Origin of the sequence: Anaerolactibacter massiliensis, from assembly GCF_900290205.1 — a bacterium.
Taxonomy (GTDB): domain Bacteria; phylum Bacillota_I; class Bacilli_A; order Erysipelotrichales; family Erysipelotrichaceae; genus Bulleidia; species Bulleidia intestinalis.
This window is the reverse complement of sequence record NZ_OLMH01000002.1, coordinates 94,720-117,342: the sequence shown is the minus strand read 5'-3', so window position 1 is coordinate 117,342 and position 22,623 is coordinate 94,720. Positions and strand designations below refer to the sequence as shown.

At 45.9% G+C, this 22,623-nt stretch carries 28 protein-coding genes; 12 read left to right on the top strand and 16 right to left on the bottom strand.

Translation table 11 applies throughout. From position 1 onward, the window contains the following. Positions 1-43: 43 nt before the first annotated feature. The 13 genes from C7E00_RS04075 to C7E00_RS04015 form a co-directional block, all read right to left on the bottom strand. Positions 44-613: a RusA family crossover junction endodeoxyribonuclease gene (locus C7E00_RS04075; RefSeq protein WP_105303084.1), complete on the bottom strand. Its 570-nt coding sequence runs from the start codon at positions 611-613 to the stop codon at positions 44-46. Beyond that, on the bottom strand, positions 610-2,868 hold the full coding sequence (locus C7E00_RS04070; protein WP_105303083.1) for an AAA family ATPase: 2,259 nt from the start codon (positions 2,866-2,868) through the stop codon (positions 610-612). The genes C7E00_RS04075 and C7E00_RS04070 overlap by 4 nt, the downstream gene beginning before the upstream one ends. Next, positions 2,865-4,460: a DEAD/DEAH box helicase gene (locus C7E00_RS04065; RefSeq protein WP_105302675.1), complete on the bottom strand. Its 1,596-nt coding sequence runs from the start codon at positions 4,458-4,460 to the stop codon at positions 2,865-2,867. The genes C7E00_RS04070 and C7E00_RS04065 overlap by 4 nt, the downstream gene beginning before the upstream one ends. Beyond that, a complete protein-coding gene (locus C7E00_RS04060; protein WP_105302674.1) occupies positions 4,457-4,981 on the bottom strand; it encodes a hypothetical protein in 525 nt (174 codons plus the stop codon). Before C7E00_RS04060 ends, C7E00_RS04065 begins: the two co-directional genes overlap by 4 nt. A 13-nt stretch (positions 4,982-4,994) precedes the next feature. Continuing rightward, positions 4,995-6,041: an ATP-binding protein gene (locus C7E00_RS04055; protein WP_105302673.1), complete on the bottom strand. Its 1,047-nt coding sequence runs from the start codon at positions 6,039-6,041 to the stop codon at positions 4,995-4,997. Between the two features lie 3 nt (positions 6,042-6,044). Continuing rightward, entirely contained in the window at positions 6,045-7,487 is a 1,443-nt protein-coding gene (locus tag C7E00_RS04050) for an AAA family ATPase (protein ID WP_105303082.1), read from the bottom strand. Continuing rightward, positions 7,484-7,783, bottom strand: a complete 300-nt coding sequence (locus tag C7E00_RS04045; RefSeq protein ID WP_105303081.1) for a nucleoside triphosphate pyrophosphohydrolase family protein — start codon at positions 7,781-7,783, stop codon at positions 7,484-7,486. Before C7E00_RS04045 ends, C7E00_RS04050 begins: the two co-directional genes overlap by 4 nt. Beyond that, positions 7,780-8,070: a hypothetical protein gene (locus C7E00_RS04040; RefSeq protein WP_105303080.1), complete on the bottom strand. Its 291-nt coding sequence runs from the start codon at positions 8,068-8,070 to the stop codon at positions 7,780-7,782. Before C7E00_RS04040 ends, C7E00_RS04045 begins: the two co-directional genes overlap by 4 nt. A gap of 114 nt (positions 8,071-8,184) precedes the next feature. After that, positions 8,185-8,415: a hypothetical protein gene (locus tag C7E00_RS04035; RefSeq protein ID WP_105303079.1), complete on the bottom strand. Its 231-nt coding sequence runs from the start codon at positions 8,413-8,415 to the stop codon at positions 8,185-8,187. Continuing rightward, positions 8,415-8,942, bottom strand: a complete 528-nt coding sequence (locus C7E00_RS04030; RefSeq protein ID WP_105303078.1) for an ORF6C domain-containing protein — start codon at positions 8,940-8,942, stop codon at positions 8,415-8,417. Before C7E00_RS04030 ends, C7E00_RS04035 begins: the two co-directional genes overlap by 1 nt. Further along, positions 8,942-9,958, bottom strand: a complete 1,017-nt coding sequence (locus tag C7E00_RS04025; RefSeq protein WP_105303077.1) for a ParB/RepB/Spo0J family partition protein — start codon at positions 9,956-9,958, stop codon at positions 8,942-8,944. Before C7E00_RS04025 ends, C7E00_RS04030 begins: the two co-directional genes overlap by 1 nt. 94 nt (positions 9,959-10,052) lie before the next feature. Then, positions 10,053-10,286, bottom strand: coding sequence for a helix-turn-helix domain-containing protein (locus tag C7E00_RS04020; protein ID WP_105303076.1), 234 nt, complete (start codon positions 10,284-10,286; stop codon positions 10,053-10,055). Between the two features lie 45 nt (positions 10,287-10,331). After that, a complete protein-coding gene (locus C7E00_RS04015; RefSeq protein WP_105303075.1) occupies positions 10,332-10,526 on the bottom strand; it encodes a helix-turn-helix domain-containing protein in 195 nt (64 codons plus the stop codon). A 155-nt stretch (positions 10,527-10,681) separates the two neighbouring features. Between C7E00_RS04015 and C7E00_RS04010 the strand changes: the two genes are divergently transcribed. From C7E00_RS04010 to C7E00_RS04000, 3 genes are read left to right on the top strand one after another with little or no spacing between them, the layout of a single operon-like run. Then, entirely contained in the window at positions 10,682-10,903 is a 222-nt protein-coding gene (locus tag C7E00_RS04010) for a helix-turn-helix domain-containing protein (RefSeq protein ID WP_105303074.1), read from the top strand. 34 nt (positions 10,904-10,937) lie between these two features. Beyond that, complete coding sequence (locus C7E00_RS04005; RefSeq protein WP_105303073.1) at positions 10,938-11,213, top strand: hypothetical protein; 276 nt, start codon at positions 10,938-10,940, stop codon at positions 11,211-11,213. Then, positions 11,210-12,349 (top strand): tyrosine-type recombinase/integrase, encoded by a 1,140-nt coding sequence (locus C7E00_RS04000; protein ID WP_105303072.1) that lies wholly within the window; start codon positions 11,210-11,212, stop codon positions 12,347-12,349. Before C7E00_RS04005 ends, C7E00_RS04000 begins: the two co-directional genes overlap by 4 nt. Before the next feature lie 262 nt (positions 12,350-12,611). Here the strand turns inward: C7E00_RS04000 and C7E00_RS03995 are convergent, their stop codons facing one another. From C7E00_RS03995 to cpaB, 3 genes are all read right to left on the bottom strand, one after another. Beyond that, on the bottom strand, positions 12,612-13,778 hold the full coding sequence (locus C7E00_RS03995; RefSeq protein WP_105304863.1) for a phosphoglycerate dehydrogenase: 1,167 nt from the start codon (positions 13,776-13,778) through the stop codon (positions 12,612-12,614). A gap of 81 nt (positions 13,779-13,859) precedes the next feature. Further along, the gene (serC, locus tag C7E00_RS03990; protein WP_105304862.1) at positions 13,860-14,945 is read right to left on the bottom strand and encodes a 3-phosphoserine/phosphohydroxythreonine transaminase; all 1,086 of its coding nucleotides are present in this window, start codon (positions 14,943-14,945) and stop codon (positions 13,860-13,862) included. A gap of 63 nt (positions 14,946-15,008) precedes the next feature. Continuing rightward, on the bottom strand, positions 15,009-15,773 hold the full coding sequence (gene cpaB / locus C7E00_RS03985) for a Flp pilus assembly protein CpaB (protein WP_105303071.1): 765 nt from the start codon (positions 15,771-15,773) through the stop codon (positions 15,009-15,011). Between the two features lie 194 nt (positions 15,774-15,967). Between cpaB and C7E00_RS03980 the strand changes: the two genes are divergently transcribed. The 9 genes from C7E00_RS03980 (at position 15,968) to C7E00_RS03940 (ending at position 22,573) form a co-directional block, all read left to right on the top strand. Continuing rightward, positions 15,968-16,279 carry a nitroreductase family protein gene (locus C7E00_RS03980; RefSeq protein WP_105303070.1) on the top strand — a complete coding sequence of 104 codons (312 nt, stop codon included), beginning with the start codon at positions 15,968-15,970 and terminating at the stop codon, positions 16,277-16,279. 109 nt (positions 16,280-16,388) lie between these two features. Continuing rightward, positions 16,389-16,667 (top strand): nitroreductase family protein, encoded by a 279-nt coding sequence (locus C7E00_RS03975; protein WP_105303069.1) that lies wholly within the window; start codon positions 16,389-16,391, stop codon positions 16,665-16,667. A 40-nt stretch (positions 16,668-16,707) separates the two neighbouring features. Further along, entirely contained in the window at positions 16,708-16,995 is a 288-nt protein-coding gene (locus C7E00_RS03970; RefSeq protein ID WP_105303068.1) for a hypothetical protein, read from the top strand. A gap of 220 nt (positions 16,996-17,215) precedes the next feature. Next, positions 17,216-18,349 (top strand): 23S rRNA (adenine(2503)-C(2))-methyltransferase RlmN, encoded by a 1,134-nt coding sequence (rlmN, locus tag C7E00_RS03965; protein WP_226943064.1) that lies wholly within the window; start codon positions 17,216-17,218, stop codon positions 18,347-18,349. Positions 18,350-18,587: 238 nt separating this feature from the next. Further along, on the top strand, positions 18,588-19,364 hold the full coding sequence (locus C7E00_RS03960) for a histidinol-phosphatase HisJ family protein (protein ID WP_105304861.1): 777 nt from the start codon (positions 18,588-18,590) through the stop codon (positions 19,362-19,364). Positions 19,365-19,519: 155 nt separating this feature from the next. Continuing rightward, the gene (locus C7E00_RS03955; RefSeq protein ID WP_105303067.1) at positions 19,520-19,936 is read left to right on the top strand and encodes a YjdF family protein; all 417 of its coding nucleotides are present in this window, start codon (positions 19,520-19,522) and stop codon (positions 19,934-19,936) included. 157 nt (positions 19,937-20,093) lie between these two features. Continuing rightward, positions 20,094-20,297: a 2-C-methyl-D-erythritol 4-phosphate cytidylyltransferase gene (locus C7E00_RS03950; protein ID WP_105303066.1), complete on the top strand. Its 204-nt coding sequence runs from the start codon at positions 20,094-20,096 to the stop codon at positions 20,295-20,297. A gap of 14 nt (positions 20,298-20,311) precedes the next feature. Continuing rightward, a complete protein-coding gene (locus C7E00_RS03945; RefSeq protein WP_105303065.1) occupies positions 20,312-21,733 on the top strand; it encodes an IS4 family transposase in 1,422 nt (473 codons plus the stop codon). 375 nt (positions 21,734-22,108) lie between these two features. After that, positions 22,109-22,573 (top strand): hypothetical protein, encoded by a 465-nt coding sequence (locus tag C7E00_RS03940; protein ID WP_105303064.1) that lies wholly within the window; start codon positions 22,109-22,111, stop codon positions 22,571-22,573. Positions 22,574-22,623 lie beyond the last annotated feature (50 nt).

The following is a 22,623-nucleotide window of genomic DNA, read 5'->3' as shown; positions in this document are numbered from 1 at the left end:
CCCTGTGTGATTATCCATTCTGCATTAGTCATTGTCATACTCATTAAACCTCAGCATTATCCAAGTAAATAACCACTCCAGGAGAATTGGTATATCGTTTCGACAAATGAAGATTCACAATCTGCTTATCGTCTTCGAAAAACCCAAGTTCCTGCATAACGTCCTGAAGCAATTTATTAGCGTTATCCAGATCAGGCTTATTAGTGCAGTAGCCTATGGGATGATTATCATCTGCTTGAAAGAACCAGATAACAATCATGGAAAGAGGCCCAGTCATTGGATGCTCTGGCCGATACTTTGCAAGATGAGCTCTGTATTTCGCTTTAGCATCCACTACCGCAGGAGCTGAGTAAACCTTTTTTGTTTTGAAATTTATTTTTTTCTCTTGTGCCGTCGTAGTAGGCGGAATCATGTTCAATATCATTCTCATAATATTATTTCCAAGTGTGAAAATCTCTTTAAGGTGTTGGGCGGCCGTGTCAATAAGGGGAAGGGCGGAGCTTAAGCCCTTCCCTTGTTGCACAGCCTGACACCATAGCTTCATGGAGTGCAAATATAGAGTGCAAATAAATACTATATATATATAGACTTTTTCTTCAGGTGCAAAACTCAAGACTTTTGCACTTCTTGCACTCCGTCATTTTTAAAGATGTAAATAGGTGCGCTTCTTCCTTCTCCTTTCTCTGTTCTGAATGTTCCAGATAGTTGTTTAAGCCGGTTCCAAATTGTTCGCTCAGAAACATTCATGTATTCATACATCATCTTTACCGTTACCCGATCATGCTCTTGTGACAAATTCTCAAACGCAATCTCGAACTCATTCTGACGTTTGTTCTGTCTTTCTTCGGGAGTCTTCTGTGCCATCTTGCCTTTTTTCCACATCGGCATATCTTCTTCAGGATCCAGATTTTCAAGTGCTCCTGTATGATCCACTTCATGGATCGGATATGAGAACCAGATGTTCGTCTCAGCAGGCTTCGGGAACTCTCGCAGCGTCATGTCAATTCTCCAGGCTGTCATTGTCTCGGCTTTTGCTTCTGCTTCATGGACGATATCCTGCAGCTGATTGTCCGAATATCTGTTTCCGAGGATCCTTCTCGTGTGCAGCATCATCTCCTTTCGCTTATATAGATCTTCTTGTGGTATCTTTTCAAATTCTGAAAGAGCATTCTTCTTAATCAGATTTCTGAGAGCTCTGCAGATTTCCATGTTCTTCTGACGATCAATCACTGAGTCATTCAACGGTAGCTCAATCATATCGATCATGGCATCCGGATCTCTGGCAAATACTCCAGATCCGGAAGCACGGTCCATAGATCTCTTCCCTCCCTGAGCCCCTTTGCTGTGGTGGTGGCAATAAATTACGGAACAGTTCAGCGATGTAGCAATTTTGTCAAATTGGTTCGTGAACTTGGCCATCTGCTCTGCAGAATTTTCATCTCCGGTGATCACTTTGTAGATCGGGTCGATCACGACTGCGATAAAGTTTTCTTTCGACGCTCTGCGGATCAGCTTCGGCGCCAGCTTGTCCAGCGGCACGGATTTTCCTCTAAGGTTCCAGATCTCAATGTTTTTGATGTTATTCGGAGGAATATTCAGTGCATCATAAACATCCTTGAATCTGTGCAGGCAGCTTGCCCGATCAAGCTCCAGATTGACATATAAGATCTTCCCCTGAGCGCATTGCCATGAAAGCCATTTTCTGCCTTCTGCGATAGCGATGCATAGTTCTATCAGAGAGAATGATTTTCCTGCCTTAGATGGGCCCGCAAGCAGCATCTTGTGTCCCTGACGAAGTACGCCCTCAATCAATGGCTGCGCCAGATCCGGCATGTCGTTCCATTCTGAAGCAAGATTCTCAGGATCCGGCAGATCGTCATTGATTGATTCGATGTATTCCGTCCATGCATCCCAGGAGGGCTGCCCGATATTCGTTGCAATCAGGAACTGCTTCTTTTTCCCTCGCCAGAATCCTGGCATTCGTGATAGCCTGCTAGGGTTCTTAGCGCTTGGATCCACATCAAGACCGTTCTGCTTGCAGATTTTATATAGGTAGTCAACATGACGGCTGTATTCTTTCTCATTGTTGGCATCTACACGAACAATCGCATGAAGCGACTTGTTTCCGGAGTGTACCAGAGCGGCGATCGGAAGCTGAAGCTCTGTCATGATTGCGTACTGCATGTCGATTGCATTAGTGTCTGATTCTACTAGTGCATACCGATAGTCAGTAATGTTCCCGATTTTTCCGCCTTGCCCATCCATCGGATTGAAAGAAATCCATGCCCCGCATTCGTGATCGTAGTCGTAAAATACGTCTTCGATTTTCTGCGCGGAATCAAGTTCTTCCAGAAGTCTTCCGGCTGTCCGGTCATAAGTTCTTTTCCCTGGATGATACTTTCCTTTATCGTCTTTGAAACAGGACGTACAGTAGGAAACATGATCATCTGGCTCGAATACCGCAGAAATGTAATTTCGGATGTCTGCGATTTGATCCCAATTAGCACCTGGCTCTGGGACTTCTTTGGAGTCGATCATGTCTCGGTCAAGAAACTGATAGTCTGAGAGATTTACAATCTCATCGTCCAGAATTTCTCTTCCGTGCTCACCGGACGAATTACTGTATCCTCGCTCAATTGCCATCTTGAACAAAGTATTTTCCGTGATTCCTGAGCTCTGGAATGATTCCCATTTTTTGAAGCATCCGCCATCGTAACGTTCCGGGTCTCTGCGGCTCCATTCATCCCATAGCTCGCACGATGCACCGGCTGCTTTGATGGCCATGCCAATCTGCATCCAATCTCCATATGACAGAGAAGCTGGATTGATATATTCAAGCGCTGCTCTTAATTCCTTTTCATCTGTCATAAGGTTGCTCCAGGAGTATAGGTTGAGGGCACGACGCCTTCAGGAATACGCCAGTTGTTATAGCTGATTCGACTAATCATCTTATTAGCAGCATCAAATTGCCATGTTCCGACGTGCTGGAATCCTCTGCTTTCCAGAAAACGAATTTGCTTAGGTGTAGCCAGTCCTTCCATCCGTCTTTTCTCCAGCTTATGCAGAATCAGTTCAGCTTTTCCTGCACATTCGATTTCATCCGGGAATATTCCGTAACGCTCAAGAGCTTCAAGCTGTTTCTGAGTAACCGGTCCCATTTCCCATCCGAGTGATGGCTCATAAGACGCGAGATCTTCAGCCTGGATGCTCATTTCAAATTGCAGCGGGTCCACCAGCTTGCGCTTCCGTTTCCGCATTGCTTCAAGCTGTTTCGCCAGAGATGCTTCACGCTGCTGCATAACATCTGTGGCAGCTTCCTGCTCGGCTTCTTCAATGTCGAACATTTCTCCTGCAGCTTCTTCCAGATTCTTAGTCATCTGCTTCGAAACTTCATCATTCGCGCAGATGATATCAGCCGGTCGGCAAAGTTCATGCTTTTCTGTCATCCACAGAAAATCTAGGATCAGAAGATTTTCTTTTCCTTTGCAGATTCGTGTGCCTCTTCCCACCATCTGGCAATAGAGAGATCTAACTTTCGTAGGGCGCAGGCATACAACGCAATCGACATCCGGGCAATCCCAGCCTTCCGTCAGCAGCATGCTGTTGCAAATTACGTTGTATTTACCAGCAGCAAAGTCCTTCAGAACCTGTTCCCTGTTATCAGACTGCCCATTTACTTCGGCAGCTTTAAATCCTTTTGAATTCAGAATATTTTGAAATTTCTGAGAGGTGGCAATCAAAGGTAGAAACACAACTGTTTTCCTGTCCTGACAATATTTCTTCATTTCTTCCGCGATCTGATCCAGGTACGGATCCAAAGCTGTATCAATGGATCCAGGTGTATAGTCTCCTGCCTGCGTCTTCAGACTTGTCATATCCAGCTGCAGCGGAACGGTCTGCGCAACGATCTTACAAAGATATCCGTCTTTGATTGCTTGGACGATCGAGTATTCATAAGCCAAGGATTCAAACACTTCTCCAAGGTGACGCTGGTCTCCCCGATCCGGGGTAGCAGTAACTCCCAGGACATTTGCATCGCTGAAATGATCAATGATGCGTCGATATCCATCTGTAATTGCATGATGCGCTTCGTCTATGATGATTGTTCCATAGTAGTTCGGGTCAAATCGATCAAGCCGGTTTTCACGTTGCAGAGACTGAACGGATCCGACTGTGACACGATTCCATGTCCCCAGTGCCGTCTGATCTGCCTTCTCAATCGATGATTTCAAGCCGGTCATCTTGTATAGTTTGTCAGCTGCCTGATCAAGTAATTCCCCGCGGTGTGCGAGGATCAGAACTCTGTTTCCAGCTCTTACCTGATCCTCTGCTATCTTGGAAAAAACAACTGTCTTTCCTGTACCTGTAGGAAGGACCAGCAGAGTCCTTTTCGTTCCGCTGGCCCATTCATTTTCAATCGCTTCTCGTGCCGCCTCCTGATATGGGCGGAGCTGTGTCATTTCTTCCAGCTCCCCCAATTGTTATTGGATGCAGTTTCTTCTTTCGGATACAGCTTGGAAATCTTCATAGAAGTCCCATCTGTCCCGTCTTTCTTTTTGTAATTTTCATGCTTGATCTGGAGTTTTCCGGTCTTTCCGATGTGATGATCCTTGGTCCAGTCGAAATGAATCGGATCCCCTTTCTTATGCAGGCCAATTGAATCATAATACTGAGCAATCATGCCAAGGCACCCGCGTGAATTCCACATGTAGAGATTGAAGTTTTCAATGTCGACATTGGATCCATCTTCCGGATTTTTAACGCGGAACACCGGATTGACCTGTTTGCAGTTTCCGACTTTGCCACCGACATCCTGATGCCGGCTTTCCTTCAGATCCACAATTGTGAACTCATAATCTCCTTCTGGAAGGAGAACATAATTTCCTCGATCATAATCTCCAAGATCAGCTGCGGAGAAGACAGCAGAATCATTCAGTTCTCCGCCAGACGGCATGTTTTGATTGTTCGTATAGTATTCCATTTTCTATTCCTCCTCAGAATGGTAAATTTCGCTGTTCAATGATGCTATTCATGACTGCTTTCCAGTTAGGTACAAGGAACCCAAGATAATAATCCTTGTCATACTGGTCAATCGGCATATCACGCGGGAAGTGCCCCTGATCCCCTACGACTGCCATCAGTTCCTCAGGATGTACGTTATCTGCTTTCATCAGATCAGTAAGCTCTTTTGGCAGATGAGACATCACAGCTTCTTCTTCCTGAGTGTATGGTACTGGCATCCATCCGCTGTTCAGATCCAGAACAGGTTCTGCAGGTTTCTGCTCAGTCTGGTTTTCTTTTACCGGTTCCTGTTTTTTCTCAAATAACTGAGCGATTGAGTTGAATTCAAACGGGAGTTTATCCGGCATTCCGAAACGATTCTTTGCATCCCAAGCAGCTGTATGCGTGGTGTACATGACACGCTGGTTACCCGAGGCATATTTCTTTTTTGTCTTTGGATCCTCGGTGATATATGTTTCGTAGTTAGCAAATAGCAGAACATCAGCCCATTCCTTAACTAAGCCGGAAATGCTGCACTTCGGAGTGTCAATCAATTTCAGCTCATAGCGGTCATACTGCCCCATTTCATCCGGCTTTGTGAATGTTCGGATGGTAGAGTGAGCAACCAGAACCACATTTACGCCTTTATCAACCAGATCATTCAGCAGATTCAGGAGATGTCCGAATTCTTCTTTGACGTAGGAATATCCTTTCCCGTATCCGAAATCTTCAATTCCTTTGACCTGATTCTTCTCGCACACAGAAACAACACAGAGCTGCTGCGCCCAGTCAACGGTGTCAATTACAAGAGTGCCGATGTCCGATGGATTGCTGATTGTCTGCTCAACCTCCGAGAGAAGCATCTCCCATGTCGATGGAGTAGGATATCTGGCAACATCCATCTGATTTGTGGACCCTTCGGTATCAATAAACACTGCTCCAGGAAACTGGCTTGCGAATGTACTCTTTCCGATTCCCTCGATTCCGTAGATGCATACACGCATGGCTTTTTCAATTTTTCCTCTGCTTATCTCAAACATGATTTATTTTTCCTTCCAGCCCCATTTCTGAGCCGCCTGAGCGGGCTTTTCGGATGGCTCCGGTGTCTTTATCAGCTCAGCTGGTTTGACTTCTGTAGCGGCTGTTTTGACGCCATTCTTGATGCTGTAGCCATCCTCGATGTAGATGCTGCACTCATCGCCGGTGCTTACTCTGGTGGCGATAGCCTGAAGACCTTCTTTCTGGAGCCATGCTCCGAATTCATTCATTGTGTCAACGTCCATCTGCTCCAGCTTGTCCAGCAGGACAAATCCGCATTTCGGATTGAGCTCTCGAACGATAGCAGTGGCAACGATCATTTGCTGAGAGCTAGACATGCCATCCCATTTCTGGCCTTTATATGTCAGCTCTCCGTGATCAACGGAAAGACCAGGAAGTGGCATTTTGGCATTATCCAGAAGCTTCATACGATCCTCACGGACTGTTTCAATCTCTTTTGTCAGGGCGTCATACTGCCTCTGGTACTCGGAGGCTTCATCCTCTGCTTTCTGTTTGTTCAGATTGTCCCGGACTTTAGCATTGATCGAATCAATATGAGAAATGTTCTCCTCCAGTTCAACTGTAGATTCATCTTTCAGTTGCTCAATGGTTTTGGAACCTTCTGCAATCTTGTTATCCAGATCTTGCAGATCATCCATCAACGCATCACGCTTTTTCTGAAGTTCTTTGATCTGATCGTCGATCCGATCAAGTTCCCAGCGTTTAGCGTTGCACTGTTTCTTGAGATCATCCAGATTATTGCGCTGTCTCTGGTTTTCACCGTTACGCGCTAATATATCCTGCTGTTTCTGAATTAGTTCACTCGCCGAGACGATTTCTTCAGGAACTCCATCCCACTGCGGCATCTCATCGGCATATTTCTTTTTCTGATCTGCAATTCTTCCGATTTCAGTGCGACGATTATATGCAGCACTTTCCTTGTTATCGAATTCCGCCAGCTGATCACCCACTCCGATGATCTGTAACAATGTGCTGGCCTTATCTTTTGCGCTTGAATTGATAAATTTCGGAAGATCCAGAGCAAATGAAGAGATGAAACTATCAAGAAGTTTCTGTCCTGCTTTCCTTCCGGTTGTATCAGTCACTTTCAATGTGCTGTTTTTCCCGGAACGCTCTACCAGGATCCCGTTTGAAAGCTGGATATGAATATGAGGATCCACCATTGACCCTTCACGCTTAGGCTGAGATGGCTTGTACTTATCTCCGCCGAGTGCCCACGTGATAGCATCCAGAATCGATGTTTTTCCTTGATTGTTTTTGCCCCCGATCACGGTCAATCCGTTCTCCGTCGGTTCGATCTTTACAGCCTTGACGCGCTTCACATTTTCAAGTTCGAGGCTTGTAATCTTAACAGATTCTTTATCCTGTTCCTGCTTGGCTTCTACTGCTGCATCAAACAAGTTGTAATCATGATAGTCGTAGCTCATTTTTTCATCCTCTTTTCCAGTCTTGCGATCTTCTGCGCTCTGATCGTGTCGTATGCATGGGATGGGTACATGATGCGGATCTGGTCCAGCATGATCCCCACATCTGCAGTTTCTTCCATAAGATTGTTCATTGCAGCTTTCGCTGTTCTTCCTGGATGATCCGAGCTGCCAGCCCGATTGAGCTTGCTGATCGCCTGGATCAGCTCGGCACACTCTTCCTGAGCCATGGCAAGTTGGTTCTGTGGGCCGTATTTGTCGATAGCGGCTTTCAATACTGCTCGTTCCTGCTTATTCATAATTCATGCTCCTTTCCGTGCTTTGGGGTGTAGTCTCCGAAGTTCATTTCGGTCACTTTCTTCAGTGCTTCATCTGCATTTCTTGCGGCGTTGCTGGATAGGATCCTCGCCCTGCTCAGATCGTTATCCATGTAGGAGATTTTCTTCCATAGCTTTTCCAGGTTCAGCTTCTCCACGTCGGAGGATGTCCGGATCATGGTATTGAGTCTTCTGATTTCCTGGACTGTCACGTAATAGAGCAGAGAAGCAATGATCATGAGTACAATTCCAGTAACTGTTAAGGCCATATCAGAACGTACCTCCAAGCTGGATCAGCCGGATGGTCGCGTCAATGACCAGCGGGATCATGATGATGGCCATGGCAATGATTAGTTTTGCCTCTTTGTCGCTGATTTCTGTATTCATGCTCTTCTCCTATTCGGATCCGGGAACTGCCGGATCTCGGTGTCGTACTTCTCTTCCCATTCAGGATCGAAGCCCTGCGCGAATGCGTCGCGTACCAGATGCTTGCCCTCATCGGTTTTAATCAGCTCGGCGATGATTGCTGACAGCTCATCGCGTATATCTGATTCCATTCCTTTGATCTCGAGCTTCGTCTGCCTGCTGTAATCAGATAAATTGCAGTAGATCATCACGCGTTCCTCATTTCGTTCAGATACTTGATATAGGCTTTTGTTCCGGTGTATCCGTCATACGAGCATTCAGGAACCCAGCTCTCGATGTACTTCATGACATCTTCGTAATCACGAACTGTCGTTTCGTAATACGGTTCCCCCATGCGGGACTTGTTCTTCGCATCGATATAACACCTCCGGATGAATGCGCTCCGGTATGTTTTTGCAATCTTCAGCGATTCCTTCGCTACTACTCCGTTTACTACCTTGATTCCAAGAATGCGGTTGACTCTCTCGACTACTGCATGCTTCATTCTTCTCTGCTGCGCGCGATTAATGCGTTCGCGCTCTTCCCATCCAGTCATCCGATTCCCCATGTCTTCAATCTTCTGATCGGTCTGATCGGCATGCGCTTTCAGGTCTGTTACTGCGGAAGCAATGATTCCTAACTGCTGAGAGATGGAACGAGTATTAATTGCTGTCTGATTGACGATATTCTGCAGCTGGTCCATACCGGACTGCTGGATCTGGTTCATCTGTGTCATTATCTTTTCTCCTCTGCACCGTCTGTCACGATGCTGTAAAGGTTCTGTGCGAATGCAAGAAGGTTCTTAGATTGTTCTTTCAATTCATCGGTGCTGTTTTTCCAAATCTCAGATTTGCGGTAAATGCCCCATGCCTTGCCGCCATAGGATCTCAGAAATTCCATAATTCCCATCGTCAGCCAGTTAATATCCTTCGTGGCTTTCTGGTCGAGTGTTGGTGCAATCTTTCCGGATTCCTTGTACTTCTGTTCCCACTTCCGAGCTTCTTCCAGATACTGCTTCCGTTCTTCTGATAAGCGGATGTTGTCCTTCTTCAGGAATTCGTAGTCATCCGGAGTTACCAGCTTCTCGACGGTCTGGACTACTTCCTTCACCGGCTGACGCTCAAGCTCATGCTTAAGCTTTGAGTTTTGCTGTTCGAGCCTCTGATGGTCCTCTTTCAGCATTTGATTTTCTTTTGAAAGCGCTGATTTCTGTTGCTTGAGCTGCGTGTACAGTTTGTTCGTGCTGAGCTTCCCGTCATCCCAGTCCTTGAATTCTTCCGGGTCGAACTTGTCTTTGTTCTCAGCAATAACCTGTGCCTTGCGGAGCGTGTCGTGAGACATGTTCACCTGTTCGGCTACTTTGTCACGGGTCTTACCCTGTGCAGAATTCTGCACGGGGTCTTGTTTCCCTGCCTTCATCCGTTCCTCTGCCTTGATGCTTTCGATTCTCTGCAGCCGTCTTGCATAGTCCAGGCGTTCCGTCATGGTGAATTCCTTTCGGATCTCGTTCTCACTGATTTCAACCTTCAGGTCCTGTTCTTCGCTTTCGGTTGATACCATGTGAACCGGAATATCTTCCATTCCCAATGCCTTGCATGCTGTCAGCCTGCGATAGCCAGCGAGAAGGACATGATCCGTGTTGATCGTCACAGGATTGATGAGGCCGTTCGCTTTGATGTCATTGATCAGCTCCATCATTCCGCCGGTATCCTTTCGGATCCTGTCTTTTACGATGATTTCGTCAATTTTCATAAATCTCCTTTTCTGCAAAATTTGGCTTTTTGGTATTTAGTTTGCTAAAATGGAGATGGCTTACCAAAGCCATCCTGAGCGTCCGCCGTCAAAGCTAGGCGCTCTTTTTGTTCTGGATCTGTTTCGCCAGCCGAATCTTCGAAGCATTGCCGAGATCGTATCCAGCGTAGAGATCAAAGAACATGTCAATGTCTCGCTTTCGATAGATGTACGCTTTACCGATCCGCAGACCTTTGAGCAATCCTCCAGATCTAAGCTCTCCGATCTTGCGAGTGCTGCATCGAAGAATCTGAGCCGCTTCTTCTGCATTTAGGTACTCGTTTTCCATATCCTCCTTTCTGTTCCCTATTAGGGAACTTTGAGCTTAAAAAAATTAGGCCTGAATGTTGTCCATCGGGATTCCTGTCGCAGCTGACAGCTTCTTCAAATCGTCAGCAGTCATCCGAACCCGTCCAGCGGATAGGTCTTTGAGATGATTCTGGTTGATGTTTGCAGCTTCTGCCAGTTCGTTTAGGTTCATTCCCTTAAGAGCAGCCAATGCCTTGACGCTGAACTTAATATCGCCCATCGGTCCTCCTTTCAGGTTCCCTATTGGGGAACTTTCGCAATCACTTTATTCCCTGATAGGGAACATGTCAACGCTTTTTTTGTTAATTTTACGATTTTGTCGTGATTTCGGTGTATTATCTAGTTACCTAAAAGGAAACAAGGAGCAACAGGACCATGACAGATAGTGAGAACAAGAAGATAGGTGAATGGCTTTGCGAAAAGAGAAAAGAACACGGATACACTCAGCAGCAGATTGCCGACAAGCTGGGCATGGCAAAGTCTATGGTCAGCCGCTGGGAAAATGGAAAGCGAACGATTTATGCTGATCAGTTTCTCAATTATTGTCATGCAATAGGTCTGACATCAGAAGAGATGCAGGAGCTCGTCAATTTATAGGACATAACGCGTAGTGCGTGGAAGGAGAAAATATATGTTCGGAAAAGAAAAGGAAACAAAGGAAGAGAAACAGGCACGGAAGATGCAGGAGCTGATGGAGAGATATGGACTTGGAGATGTTTCTCCGGAATACTCGGATGCTGTCCAGAAGATCGCAAACGAGCTCGCTGGAACCAAATTGATGGAAACCGGAATGACATTGTCGATGGGAGCAAAACCAGAAGACGCTCTTCCGGTTTACTACCTCCGCACCATCATGGAGCAGAATTTCATTATCATCCGGGAACTTGATGCTCTGCAGAAAAAATGAAGAAGGAAAAATACATCCGGGAGAATCGAATTTCAGGCGGACACTATTTGCAAGTGCAGATCAAGCACACTGAAAACGGAAGAACCAGCCTATGGACGAAGAATATTAACATCGCAGATTACGCGACACCGACCGAAGCGATGAAAGCAGCTGTAGCGATCCGAGATCAGGCACTGGCTGATCTCCGCACTGGTAGGCTGATAAAGCATACTCCGACCGTGGGAGAGCTGTTTCTGAGGACGAAGGATCTGTTCAACATAACCATTCCGACCTGGAAACGGCACCGGCTCGCCTATGAGCATTCCATCAAGCAGTACGATGGCAAGGCTATCACCGAGATCAAGGCATCCGACATCCAGCAGACACTGAATGACAGCATCAACAGGTACAGTGTTGATGCGACAGAGCGCGTGATCGCTGTCTGGCGGCAGATATACCGTGCAGCAGTCATGGATGGTGTGATGGTCCCGGATCTGACTGCTGTCGTGCAGATGCCCAAGAGCAAGCATCCAGTGCAGCCGAAAAAGACTGTCATGATCTCAGAAGAAGACTTTCAGAAGTACATCGATTATCTGAAATTGTCTCAGAAGTATGTCAGAGATGACCGAGGAAAGTATCGCAGAACCAGGATCATCTATATTCTGCAGATTCTCTACCACACCGGAATGAGACCAGCAGAAGTGCTCGCGCTGGACTGGTCTGACATCGACCTGAATGAGCACACGATCAGCATCACCAAAGCAGTCGGATCGACAGCTACAGCCAGGCGGCAGATCGTCACTACCAAGACAGCTGCATCCGTGCGGATCGTTCCGATCAGCGATCAGCTGGAGCCGATCCTCCGGAAGATGGCCGAAGATCTTCCTGAAGATCATCCGCTGTATGACTTCGATGGTCTTCCGTTTGACATCGACTATTTGAGCAATTTCATATCCAGAACTTCGAAAGCCTGTGGGATCGAGTTCAACATGTACATGTGCCGCCACAGCATGGTCCACAGTCTGAGAGAAGCAGATGTCGCTCCGAGAGTGCAGCAGGATATTCTCGGCCATACATCCTACAGCACCACGATCGGATACGATAGATCTTCAGAGGATGAAAAGAGACGGGCAATAGATCTCAGGAAGATGGCATAAATTTTTAGCTACTTTTTAGCTACTTTTAGCTACAAAAATCTGCATTTGAACGACATTGAAGCGCAGACGTTCTCGAGCGATAACATTAAAAATACGCGATAAAATAGCCTGTTTTGACATCAAACGACATTCAGACGCAATTGAGCAATGATGCAATTAACCGCCCCTTTGATTAAGAGCTGTGTGAAAGCACAGCTTTTCTTTTGCACTGAATGAGAAAACCGCCCGGATTTCTCCGAGCGGAGCTCTTCAGGATCATGATTCAGTTCAATCCTCTGACCCGGATCACGTTATCGATTTCCGTGATCTCATGAAGGATTTCCTTGCTGATCTTTGCATTCACATCAAATACGGAATACGCAATCTCACCGCGGGACTTGTTGGACATGTTCTCAATATTGATCTGATCTCTGGAGAATACCGTCATGATCTTTGTCAGCATTCCAGGTACATTCTTATGAATGACGCAGACCCTGGATTCTCCGTTGCGCTCCAGATATACATTCGGCATATTCACGGAATTGCGGATATTGCCATTACGCAGATAGTCATCCATTTCCTTGGCTGCCATCTTCGCACAGTTGCTTTCTGCTTCGATGGTCGTTCCGCCAAGATGCGGCGTCAGAATCACATTCTTCGTATGGACCAGACGTTCCGTCGGGAAATCAGCCACATATCTGGCAACCTTGCCGGACTCCAGCGCCCGGATGATCGCATCTTCGTCCACCACTTCGCCGCGGGCATAATTGATGATGCGAACCCCGTTCTTCATCACCGAGATCGTCTTATCATTGATCAGTCCTCTTGTCTCTTCATTCAGCGGCACATGCAGAGTCAGATAATCGCACTGCTTCAGCAGTTCATCAAGGCTCGATATCCGCTGCACATGGCGGCTTACCTTCCATGCGGCATCTACGGAAAGATACGGATCATATGCCAGCACTTCCATGTTCAGATCCAGGGCGATATTCGCAACCAGGCTTCCGACATTGCCCGTTCCGATGACACCAAGAACCTTCCCGGCATATTCCGGACCTGCAAACTGCTTCTTGATCTTCTCCATTCTGGTTTCAATCGGTCCTTCGCTTCCATCATAGGAATAGACCCACTTCATGCCATCGAAGATATCGCGGCTCGCCATGCCTAATGCAAAGACAAACAGTTCCTTGACGCCATTCGCATTTCCGCCCGGTGTATTGAAGACGACGATTCCTTTCGAAGTGCATTCTTCCAGCGGGATCGTATTCACGCCGATTCCGGCTCTGCCAATGCACTTGAGCTCCGGATTGAAGGGATACCCATGCAAGTCGCTTGCCCTGACAAACAGCGCATCCGGATTCTGTTCGCTGTCACTGAGCTCATAATCAGGAGCGGACAGAATCTCGCGGCACGAAGGTGAAATGTTGTTGAGTGTTCTGATACGGTACATCTTTTCTTCCTTTCCGGCAGGGATACTCTGATCCCACCATCTTCTATGCAATGCGGCCATGAATCCTGAGGATTCAAGCCGCTAATTCTCGGCATCGAACTTCTGAATGAACTCTGCCAGTCTTTCGACGCCTTCCATCGGCATTGCGTTGTAGATCGAAGCCCGCATGCCTTTCACGAGGCGATGTCCCTTCAGATTTACCAGCCCATGTTCTGCAGCTTCGGCAACGAACTTGCTGTCGAGATCGTCATTTCCGGTACGGAATGTCACGTTCATATCTGAACGTGATCCCGGCAATGCATGGCAATGGAACAGATGAGAATCATCCAGCACCTTGTACAGAAGTTCTGCTTTCTGGTGCTTCTTCTGTTCCATGGCCTCCACACCGCCCTGGCTTTCCAGCCATTCCAGCACGAGACCGACCATATAGATGCACCAGCATGGCGGCGTGTTGTACATGCTGTCTTTCGCAATCAGCGTCTGATAATTCATCATCAGCGGCGTGATTGGCAGCGCATTGCCAGCCAGGTCTCTGCGTATGATCACAATCGTCACCCCGGCCGGGCCGACATTCTTCTGCGCACCCGCATAGATGATTCCATACTTCGAGATATCTACTCTTCTGCTCGTGATATCGGAAGACATATCCGAAACTAGCGGAACGCTGCCAGTATCCGGCACATACTGCCACTCTGTTCCATAGATCGTATTATTTGCACAGTAATAGAAATATGAAGCTTCCGGATCCAGGTGCAGCTCCTCCTGAGCAGGAATCCGGTTATGCCCGGTATCGGCCGTCGAGCAGACAATGGAGACGCTCCCGTACTTCTCTGCTTCCTTTGCGGCAACCTCGGAGAAATGTCCGGTGATGGCATAGTCTGCCTTCCCGGTTCTTGCCATCAGGTTCAGCGGAACCATGGAGAACTCCGAAGATCCACCGCCCTGCAAGAAGAGAATCTCATAATTCTCCGGCACATGCATCAGCCTGCGGAACCGGTTCTTCGTATCCAGGAAGATTTCCTGGAACATCTTCGATCGATGGCTCATCTCCATCACAGACATTCCGGTGCCATGATAGTCCGTGATCTCGCTGCCTGCTTTCTGCAGCACTTCCAGCGGCAGCTGCGAAGGCCCGGCCGCGAAATTGAATACTCGTTCTTCCGGCATATATTCCTCCCTGAACTTTCCTACCATTATACTTGCCTTTTCTGCTTCCGTGCCGCTTTCCCATCACGTATCTGATTCCGGAGTGCTGAAAACATCTCTGTTCAAGCCATTCTGCGTACGGAGATAAGTATAGATCGGAGAATCTGTCACAAGCGAAGCCTCAGAAGCAGAATCATAACTGCGGCTGGAAGAGAACAATCTGATCTCTCCGGCCTCATCGCAGGCAGATAGCACTTCCATGTCTTCTGAGCGCACCGCCAGAATTGCCAGATACGGCGTACCAGTTCCAGATGGATCATCGAGATCAAAGCCATTATGATCCTTGATGGCAATGACCCTGACATTCTGAAACAGACATCCGGTTATCGTGCTGCTGTCCCGGTTCAAGATCGTCGCAAAGAGATCCACCCGCTGCCCGGGCACAACCGTTCCGCCAAGTCTGGCCAGATCCGTTTCCAGAGAATACGCTGACTGCCCTTTCCTCAGCTGCGCAGTCGGATAGTCCGGGAGATCTTTCAGATCTTTGAGCATACTCCGGTAGAATACCGAGCCTGCGGGAATCATTCCCTGGATCTCGGTATACTTGCCGATGATCTGATCTTTATCGCATACAGCCTGATCCAGCAGATAGTCTCCAGCAATCTCTGCTTCAATCAGATCTTCCTCACTGATCCTGGTCCGCGGCGGAATATCTCTTGCGGCAATATATGTCTTCGTCAGCTTCAGCATCTGCTCTGATCGAAGTTCCACTGCCGCGAAAAACAGGATCACGAGCACAAACCCCGATACTGCAATTCCGAGAATCTTCAGAGTAATTTCTTTATTCATACCTGTCCCTTCCCTCCTATTTATCCGGTTTCCATATCTCCTCCCCAGAAACAGTGAGAAAATACGGAAAAGAAGGAATCAGGTATGAGCGAAGAAGAGATCATAAAACGCATCGAAGCAGGAAGAAATTTCGCCCGCAGTTTCATCGATGAACTTGAAGACTTCGTCAGCGATCAGGACCTGAAGAAGCCCCCATGAGCAAGGAAGCAGTATCCCTCCCCGTGAACTATGAAGATCTGAGCATCACGAATGACTTCCTGAAGGTCATCAATACTCGTTCCAGCCACCGCATATTCACCTCCGAAGGCCTCAGCCTGCTGGAACTCTCCTATCTTCTCTGGTGCTGCCAGGGCGTGAAAGGATTGTGCGAAAAGCGCTATGCAACCCTGCGTACGGTTCCTTCCGGAGGTGCCAGACATGCGTTTGAATGCTATCTGGCCATTCAGAACGTAAAGGAGGCTGAAGCCAGGCCTCTGGCACTATCTGCGGATGACCCACCAGATTGAATTTTAGAGCAGTCCGGAAAATCTGAAACAGCTCATCGGAGACAGTCTTTCCAAGCAGGTACGGGCCGAGAAAGCAGAGTGACGCTATGGGCCATATGCCCACGTACCGATGCTAATGGACAGCGGCCATGTCTTCGAGAATCCCTATCTGGCCTGCACTTCGGTCGGCCTCGGCGGCTGTGCGATTGCAGCAGTGGATGGAACGGTTGCGGATCAGGCCTTCTCCTATGGCAGTGAAGAAGAAACGATCTTCTACTCGATGCCGGTCGGAGCCATATCAGAACAGGATCAGGAAGAAGAAAATAACTTCTATGCCTTCGTGAAAGAACAGAGTTTGCACCAGATTGCTAAAAAAAAGAGAACCTCGGATCTTGCTGGGTATTCGTAAAACAGTTTTCGAGAAATGACACGGCAACTGCCTGTCAGGATTGGTTAACCTCGCAAAGCTCAGGCTTGACCACGCAGAAGCGCAGAAGATCGTAGCAGAGCCGTTCCCCCAGCAGGAGGAGCTTGATACTAAGGAGCAAAGGCTGAAAGTCGTAACTGATGAGCTGAATCAGGCGGCTATCGAAGCAAAGAAGAACGCTCCGAAGCGTGAAAAGACTTGCTACTTTGAGAGGGCGAAGATGAAGCGTGATGCCGCAAGGCTCGGCAAAAAGCCAAAAACGCCGAAGGACCAGACAAAGGGCAGGAGCAAGAAGCAAGGAATTGAATAAGCAACTATAAGATTATTCTAAGTAAGTATGCATCCCAATAAGTGAAAAATGATATAATTCACATTATTGGGATGCAATTTCTATCTTGACAGAAAGAAAAAAAAGATGTATAATATATACAATGGGGTTTGTGTACCCTTTTGATGTTTTCAAGTTATAATCCACACAAGTTGGCTTGTGTAAAATATTACTTAAATACAATGCGAGGAAAGGAATTATCATGGCAAATAAAGAGAAAATGGGCCCTCCTACATTAGAAATGATTCAGGGCAATCCGTACAATTATACTTTTGATGAAGTAGCCAAATGTATGGGAGAAGAACGAGCTAAGTCTTTATTCAAAACCTTGTATAAAAATGGCGTAAGTCCTAAAAATCAAACTATGACTATAAAAGACATATATGTAGGGGGAGATACTACAAAGTATGCTTTTGAATTACAAGATGGCTACTGCATTGAAACAGTATGCATTAAAAGAAGGACTGGCAATACGGTATGCGTTAGCACTATGGTCGGTTGTCCGGTGGGGTGTATTTTCTGTGCATCAGGAAAAAATGGATTTATTCGCAATCTTTCACCAGCTGAAATAGTTCAGCAAATCGTTCTTTTGAAAGAACGTGTCAACAGAATCGTTTTTATGGGGATGGGAGAACCTCTCTTTAATTATGATAATCTGATTAAAAGTATTCATATACTTCGTGATCGCAATGGACTTAATTTTCCTACAGATGGCATAAATGTATCGACTGTTGGACCAGTTGAACAGTTGAAGCGACTGAGAGAGGAGCATTTAAAGATTCAGTTTACACTCTCTCTTCACGCAACGGATCAAGCAACTAGAAACATGATTATGCCGCACATGAAATCCAATAGCATTCATAGTGTTGTCGAAGCTGCGCTTTCCTATTCTGAACGACATAACAGAAAGATTACCATTGCATATCTGCTCGCTCCTGGAATTAATGATAGGGCTTCAGACGTAAGACAACTTGGTAAATGGTTTAGAGGAAAAAATGTACTGATTAATCTTTTACAATATAATGAAACTGCCTGTAAGAGAATCAAACGTCCTAACAAGCAACAATTGGTTGCATTTAAGATTAGACTAGAGGAGGCTGGCTTGGAAGTAAAACTTCGGGAATCAAGAGGTAATAGAATAAAAGCTGCCTGTGGTCAATTAGTAAGTGATTATAATAAAGGGAACGACGCTCCTACGTCTGATTCACCTGAAAAGATGTCGCCTGTGATACACAAGCTTTCTGACAATAAAGCTGATACAACAAGAGGGATAAGAAAAGAAAAACGTCACCCTTTTGCAAAACATAAAGCCAAAAGGAAACGTAAGAAAAACTAATGATGAATTATCCCTCTAACCATTGTTGACTATTCTTTTAATGGTTATCGTTTGCGCTCACCATAATACTATGACGCACGGACGCACCTATGTATGCGCCCGTGCTAACCATAACATGAAAGGTGGGTGTACTGTCTTTCCTTTGCACGGCAGTAGGTGTGTCTCTACAATGACAATATAATGCAATTATTTTTGTGTATAAAAGGAATAACCATATTATTTTATGTGGAGGGATAATATGAGGCTGGCAGATATGCATATTCATACTACTTTTTCGCCCGACGGAAAGTCATCTATGGAAGAGCAGTGTATAAAAGCCATAGAGATTGGGATTCCAATTATTTGTTTTACGGATCATGTAGATTTCAATTCTTCTGAAATAAATGTGGGAAGAATAATTAATAAAGCTTCTACAAATTTTGATGTGTCAGAATATTTCTATGAAGTGAATAGGCTAAGACGTATTTATAACTCCATTCAGATTTTGATTGGGATTGAATTCTCCGAGCCACATCTATTCCCTACTGAATTCGAGGATTACAGTTCTATGCCTTTTGATTATATTCTAGGAAGCATTCATCATTGCTATGGCTCTGTTTTTCCAGGTGCAAAAAACATAGAGGAATCAAAAGCGATTGATGAATACTATAATCTTATGTTAAAATCAATTCAGACCTGCGAGTTCCAGGCGATGGCACATATAGATTTTCCCAGACGTTATTTTGATAATTGGAACGTCAGTGATACTATCATGGATGAAATATTAAATGCTATGATTAAAAAAGACATTATTCTTGAAGTTAATACGTCTTCCATCATGAATGCTTCTGACGAACCGCTGCCTCGATACAGTATCATTGATCGATATGTTCAGCTTGGAGGACGTAGGGTTGTATTAGGATCCGATGCACATATTAGTGTTAAACTTGGAAATGCATTTAGTAGTGTTGTTAGAAAACTACCGAATACTTGCGTTATAGGGTATTTTAAGAACAGGGTGTTTTATGAACTGTAATATAATAAAAGCAGGATAAAAACGCAACGCATTTCTTCCCGAGAGATGCCAGAGCTGGTAGGTAGCCCAGCCGTCTGCACCGCACGGTGTAGGTAAGTAACCTTCCCCTCCGGGTTGTCCGTTCCTGTAAGGATTTATTTCAGGAGGGTTTCGTTATGGACATTGATTCTACAAAGCTGACTGTATTTTTTGAGGCTCCATTCTGGATCGGAGTATTTGAACGTATTGAGAGAAGAAAGCTTTCAGTGTGTAAAGTCGTGTTTGGTGCAGAACCAAAGGACTATGAAGTCTGGGAGTATCTGCTCAAGAATTACAGTCGGCTGCGCTTCAGTCCATCTGTTGAGACAGTTGTAAAGAAAGAGTCTGTGAACCCAAAGCGATTACAACGGCAAATCCGAAAGGAAACAGTTGCCACAGGAATCGGTACAAAGTCACAGCAGGCGTTGCAAATGCAGCGAGAAGAAAACAATCTGGTGCGAAAAGCACTTAGCCGTAAACAACGCGAAGCAGAAAAGCAACGTCAGTTTGAACTGAAACAGCAGAAGCGAAAGGAAAAGCATCGGGGCAGATAATGCCCCCAATGGCGTAAACCCAAAATAAGGGTCTACGCCTTTTCTTTTGCGCTGAGATCTGCTGCGAACAGGCGGAATGTAGTATAGATATATCTTGATAAATAATCTTCTTAATACGCATAATATAAGTATATGTAGTATAGGAAAGGAGGCTGTTATGTTTGTCAAAGTAGTACCTAATAATAAAGGCAGAAAGGGAACTTCCTTTATCTACCTTACTGAGTCTTATCGGGAAGATGGAAAGGTTAAACACCGTACAATCAGAGAACTGGGGCTGTTCGATAATGATCAGGTTCCTTATATTCGCGCAGCTTTCGCGAAAAAGAAACCGCGCCTCGTATACGACGATAATTCCGATTAGTAGTAAAGGATCTTATGGGCCTCAGTAATGTCCTTGAGGCTTTCGCTTCCATCATTCATGATCCATCCCTGTTTGAGGCTGCAAGAATTATCAAGTCCTCTTTTACCAGAGAAGATGGCAAGATGCCTTTGCGTTACCTGCTCAACTATCTCATTTTTCGTCATGGCAGGACTCTGAGCGAAGATATTAACTGTTTCTACAGCGATCTGCGTATTAACGACAGGCCGTCCAAGCAGGCTGTTCTGAAACGGATGTCAATTCTCAATCATGGCGTCTGGCAGAAGATCCAGGAATTATTTCTGGATCGGATTTACCTGACAATGGAAAAGAGAAATTACAAAGGATATCTTCTGATCGCCATAGATGGAACGTTTATAAATCTGCCTGATGATTCATCCCTGGGAGAAACCTTCGGAAGACGGAAGTGCGGATATAAAAATGGAGAAGCTCATTATGGGATACCGCAGGCAAAGGTTTCTATCGCATATGATGTTCTTAACCATATCATCCTTGATTTCAGAGTGGCGCATTGTGATACTTCAGAAATTCCGCTTCTTTTTCAGCATCTTGAAGCGTTGGAATCGGTTCTGAAGAATGATAAGGTCATTCTCCTGGCTGATCGTTACTATGGCAGTGCTGAACTTTTCAAATACTGTGAGATGAAAGGCTGGAAATACCTCGTTCGGGCAAAAAGCAATTTCTTCAGAAAGCAGAGAGCTGAGATCCCGGCAGAATGCAAAGATACATGGCTGACAATTCTGATTGACAGAATATGGCAGAAGCGGATCATACGGCCGGCAATACAGACCTTTATCTCTGAACATCCGGAGATGCGTATCAGACTGCTCAGAAATCATTATGAATACGAGGAAGAGCATACCACAAGCAGTGGAAACAAGATCCGGGTGCCGAAATCCGCAGACACGGAATACTTTACCAATCTGCCTCAGGAGGAATTCTCTCATGATGAAATCGTTAATCTGTATCACAATGACCGATGGGACATTGAGACAGGATATGATATTTTAAAGAATCTGATCGACATTGAAGAGTTCAACAGCGCCCGTGCAAATGTGATCTATAACGAGATAATGTCCCGATTTATTTTCAGCAATCTGAAAAGTCTGCTTTATAACGCTGCTTCTGAAAAAATCCAGAAAGACAAAGAGCATCTCATCAACAATAAAAACATCATTGAAAAGTGCCATTCATCGTCATTTGTGCGGGCATTCTTCAAGAAGAAGTTTTCGCTGAAATATGCCTGTTCATGTATAAAAGAGTGCAGCAGGTTTAAAGTAATGGTTCGCGGGGACCGGCATCTGAAACGCTGGGACAAATTCAAAGGGAAGATCAACAATACCAGGCACCGTCTTGATGGAAGACGAAATCCCCCTCTGAAAATAACAAAAGCTGGAATCATGACTTCCAACCATTGATTCCAGCCGTAGTATAGAGGCAGCTCCTCTGTATCTGATTCTAATCCCGATAAGGCTCTGAATACATATTAAAAATTTACGATTCTTTTCCTGACAGGGGCTTTTTTGCGCTTGCGAAAGCTGCAGCTTCCTCTCTTGCGACCAATAAGAAAATAAGGCGTGAACCTTGAATTGGGTTTACGCCATTGGGGGCAGATAATGCCCCTTTGCTTTTATCTGGCAGGGTTTGGGGCAGGCACGCCCCAACAAGAAGCTGTCCTAAAGGGGACAGGAAATTTTCAAGAATTGAAAATTTGTGGCCACGGGACGATTCTTGCTCTCACGAAAACCCATACTTTTTGAAAAACGCTTTCCGCAGCCAAAGGAGGATGCCCCATGAAAAAAGAGATCGAAGCCTTCGTCAACGCAGCCAACGAGCAGGAGTTGGAAGCCGCATGGAATAACCTCTCGGCAGAGGAACAGCGAGTTTTCGATCAGCTCATGGAGGAAGAACCACCCGAAGATGCACTGGCATTTTTTGCCCAGCTGTATGACGATGCCCCGAAGGAGCAAGCCAGCGAAATCGTGAGCATCTCCGAAAACGAAATCTATTTCAAGCGGCAGCCCTTGACCGAAGAGCAGAAGAAGCACGGCTCCTATGTAGATGAGAACGGCAATCTCCATGTCAAGAACCTGTCTGCATTCTGGATTCCTGAACTGACCACCACGGAGAAAGTCGGTCACACCACCTACACCGTGACCGGCAGCTATGAGGGCAAGGAATCCTTTTTGAAGAAACTGGAGCGCATTGTTGCCAAGAACGCCCAGCAAAAATTTGAAGATGAGGGTGCAGACGAATGACAACTGCGTCCAATTCTGCTATACTTGATCCGGTAACCAATCCTGTACTG